This window comes from Pontibacterium sp., assembly GCF_041587635.1.
GTDB lineage: Bacteria > Pseudomonadota > Gammaproteobacteria > Pseudomonadales > Balneatricaceae > Pontibacterium.
On record NZ_JBFGYC010000573.1, the window covers coordinates 1 to 2,503 of the forward strand.

Annotated in this window: 4 protein-coding genes; 3 read left to right on the forward strand and 1 reads right to left on the reverse strand. The window is 50.8% G+C overall.

The genetic code is table 11. The features are described from left to right. A partial coding sequence (locus ABYW01_RS19205) for a hypothetical protein (protein ID WP_372835944.1) occupies window positions 1-164 on the reverse strand: 164 nt, incomplete at its 3' end. An 83-nt stretch (window positions 165-247) separates the two neighbouring features. On the opposite strand from ABYW01_RS19205, the gene ABYW01_RS19210 reads away from it, so the two are divergent. The 3 genes from ABYW01_RS19210 (at window position 248) to ABYW01_RS19220 (ending at window position 2,411) form a co-directional block, all read left to right on the forward strand. After that, complete coding sequence (locus tag ABYW01_RS19210) at window positions 248-733, forward strand: CinA family protein (RefSeq protein ID WP_372835938.1); 486 nt, start codon at window positions 248-250, stop codon at window positions 731-733. Window positions 734-815: 82 nt separating this feature from the next. After that, the gene (gene recA / locus ABYW01_RS19215) at window positions 816-1,862 is read left to right on the forward strand and encodes a recombinase RecA (RefSeq protein ID WP_372835940.1); all 1,047 of its coding nucleotides are present in this window, start codon (window positions 816-818) and stop codon (window positions 1,860-1,862) included. A gap of 93 nt (window positions 1,863-1,955) precedes the next feature. Then, window positions 1,956-2,411, forward strand: a complete 456-nt coding sequence (locus ABYW01_RS19220; protein WP_372835942.1) for a regulatory protein RecX — start codon at window positions 1,956-1,958, stop codon at window positions 2,409-2,411. Window positions 2,412-2,503: the final 92 nt, after the last annotated feature.

Here is a 2,503-nt window from a genome sequence, read left to right on the forward strand (position 1 = left end):
GAGATATCGAGCAGTTGCGACGCTTTTGTTGCGTCGTCGTAGAACAGCTCGTAGAAGTCCCCCATACGGTAGAAAACCAGTTGGTCCGGATGCTGCGATTTTATACGCAGATACTGCTGCATCATTGGGGTATGATTTTTGAACGCGGGAGATTGGCTTGTCATAGTCAGGTTGAATCAGAGGCTTAATACGGATAATTGGCCTAGGATTGTACGTCAATTGAATTGGGATGCGTAGCGGAGGCAGCATGCAGCAGGTGATAGCGGAGAAAGTTGAGCAGTTGGCAGAGCGGTTGTTAGCCCGGGGATGGACGGTGACCGCTGCGGAATCCTGTACGGGCGGAGGTGTGGCGATGAGTATCACCGAGTTGGCAGGTTCTTCAGCATGGTTTGAAGGCAGTTATGTTACTTATAGCAACCGGCTGAAAGAGTTGATGCTTGGAGTATCTGCGAGCACGTTGAAAAACTTTGGTGCAGTGTCTGAGGATGTTGCCGCAGAGATGGCGCTGGGGGCGCGGAATAATGCGGGGGCTGATCTGTCCATTGCAATCAGCGGTGTAGCAGGACCGGGCGGTGGAACTCCTGAAAAGCCGGTGGGCATGGTGTGCTTTGCGTGTGCATGTCAGGATCAGCCTGTCAGCATGCAAACCTGTTACTTTGACGGTGATCGTCATGATGTGCGTCAGCAAGCAATAAGTCATGCTTTACAGATGTTGTTGGACAAATTGAGCTGAAGTAACTTGCAATCCGAAAAAGTTGTGAAATAATACTGTCCAAACATACAGTATTTTTTCAGCGCAATAGGTAAGGTTGAAGATGGACGCAAATCGTAAAAAGGCGCTCGATGCTGCGCTTTCTCAGATCGAAAGACAGTTTGGTAAAGGTGCAGTCATGCGTATGGGTGATCAGCCGCGTGAGGCGATCCCTGCTGTTTCCACAGGCTCACTTACACTGGATATTGCATTGGGTATAGGCGGCCTGCCGTTTGGTCGCGTTGTTGAGATCTACGGTCCTGAATCATCGGGTAAAACAACGATGACGTTGCAGGTTATTGCTGAAGCGCAGAAGCTGGGTAAAACCTGTGCGTTCGTTGATGCGGAGCACGCACTGGACCCGATTTACGCTGAAAAACTGGGTGTAGATGTAGATGCGTTGCTGGTGTCGCAGCCAGATACCGGCGAGCAGGCATTGGAAATTACCGATATGTTGGTACGTTCCAATGCGGTTGATGTGATCATCGTCGATTCCGTAGCGGCTTTGACGCCCAAAGCGGAAATTGAAGGTGACATGGGGGATTCCCACGTGGGCCTGCAGGCGCGACTGATGTCTCAGGCGCTGCGTAAACTGACCGGTAGTGTGAAGAATGCGAACTGCCTGTTGGTGTTCATCAACCAGATCCGTATGAAGATTGGTGTGATGTTCGGTAACCCGGAAACGACAACCGGTGGTAATGCGCTGAAGTTTTACTCCTCTGTGCGTCTGGATATTCGCCGCATCGGTGCAGTTAAGCAGGGCGATGAGGTTGTTGGTAACGAAACCCGCGTTAAAGTGGTGAAGAACAAAGTATCGCCACCGTTCCGTCAGGCAGAGTTCCAGATCATGTATGGTCAGGGTATCTACCATATGGGCGAAGTGATTGATCTGGGTGTGAAGCAAGGTCTGGTTGATAAATCTGGTGCATGGTACGCCTACCAAGGTAGTAAGATCGGTCAGGGCAAGGCGAATGCTGCCAACTATCTGGAAGAGCATCCAGAGATGGCGCAGGAGATTGAAGCTGAAATCCGTCGTCAGCTACTGAATAATGAGCTGCCGGAAAAGGCGACTGACGAGAAGGAAGACAGCGAGCAGCTGGATCTGTCCTGATCGGTGGATTCGATCATCTGAAATATAGTTATAAGGCCTCGCAAGAGGCCTTTTGCGTATTGGGCGCCACCGATTGATACGGAGAGTAGTGCTTTGGAAATACAGCAAGAGATCAAGCTGGCGGTCATGCGCTTGCTGGCGCGCCGCGATTATTGCCGTTATGAGGTGGAACAGAAGTATGCACGTAAGTATCCGATCGATGATCTGGATATGGTGCTTGATGCGTTGGAGCAGGACGGTTATCTCAGCGACGAGCGTTTTGTTGGGGCATTCGTCAGAAATAAGCTCTCCCAGAGTTATGGCTTAAAACGAATCAGCTTTGATTTAAAGCAGAAGAAGATTCCGGACAGTCTGTTAATGCGGGTGCTGGATGAATTGGATCCCGATTGGTTCGAACTTGCGCAAGATGCCTGGGCTCGCCGTTTTCGTGAACCGCCAGCGGGTGATTACAAGGTATTTGGCAAGCAGATGCGTTATCTGCTGCAGCGTGGCTTTTCGATGGATGAAGCACGCTCGGCCATCGAATCCGCCGGCGAAATCGAAGATTAGTTTTCCCCTTTCCTTATGGCTATCGGTAGTCAATCTATAAACCGCTCTTATCCCCTCCTCTCATGCGGGTTTGCCGGTCCTGCACCCATTCA

Bases quoted from the DNA above. Each gene is read 5' to 3' on its own strand.
- ABYW01_RS19210 (WP_372835938.1), top strand. From the start codon at position 248: ATGCAGCAGGTGATAGCGGAGAAAGTTGAGCAGTTGGCAGAGCGGTTG.
- recA (WP_372835940.1), top strand. From the start codon at position 816: ATGGACGCAAATCGTAAAAAGGCGCTCGATGCTGCGCTTTCTCAGATC.